2 pseudogenes are annotated in these 744 nt (G+C 75.1%); both read left to right on the top strand.

The features are described 5' to 3' along the window. A pseudogene (locus ACYVE9_RS29395) lies at positions 1-501 on the top strand (type VII secretion integral membrane protein EccD); the annotation flags it as partial. Positions 502-509: 8 nt separating this feature from the next. Further along, positions 510-744, top strand: a pseudogene (locus ACYVE9_RS29390) (hypothetical protein); the annotation flags it as partial.

Genomic DNA, 744 nt, shown 5'->3' with positions numbered 1-744 from the left:
CAGCGGGCCGGTGGCGCGTCCGTCAGCCGGCACCGGGTGGACCTGGCGCTGAGCGCCACGCACCGCGGGCTGGCGCTGGCGACGGTGGTGACGGCCGTCTCCGCGGCAGCCGCGGGCTGGTTGGCCGCGGGGAGCGCTGAGCAGGTCACCCCGTGGACGGTCGCGGTCACCTCGTTGCTCGCCGTGGTGCTGTTCTCCCGTTCCCGCGCCTACCCGCTGGCGGTCGAGGTGGTGGCGCTCCAGGCCGCCGGCACGCTGCTCGTGGTGCGGCTGCTGACGCTCTGGGCAGGGCGGGACGGCACCGGTCCGGCCGCGGCGGTCGCGCTGCTCGCCGTGGTGGCGCTGCTGCCGCTCGTGGTGCTCGTCGTCCGCCCTCCGGACCATGTCCGGGTGCGGCTGCGGCGGTTGATGAACCTGGTCGAGTCGATCAGCGTGGTGGTCCTGATACCGGTCGCCCTGGGCGCCTTCGGTGTCTACGGCCGTCTGCTGAACACATTCTGAGAGGGCCTATGTCGGCGCAGGGGGACTGGCAGCGCGAGGTGTTCCGCGACTTGGGCGGCACCGGCAGCGCGAGCGGCACGAGCAGGACCGGCGGCACGAGCGACACCGCCGACCCGGGCACAACGGGCGACACGGGCACAACGGGAGGCATGGGCGGAACAGGCAGCCCTGGCACCCCGCCGACGCCCGCCCCCACTGAAGACCCCGCCCCCGCAGGCGCCCCCGCACCCGCCAACGCCCCCG

The organism is Streptomyces sparsus (assembly GCF_054776295.1).
The sequence above is the reverse complement of the archived record's forward strand: the minus strand, read 5'-3'. Positions and strand labels throughout refer to the sequence as shown.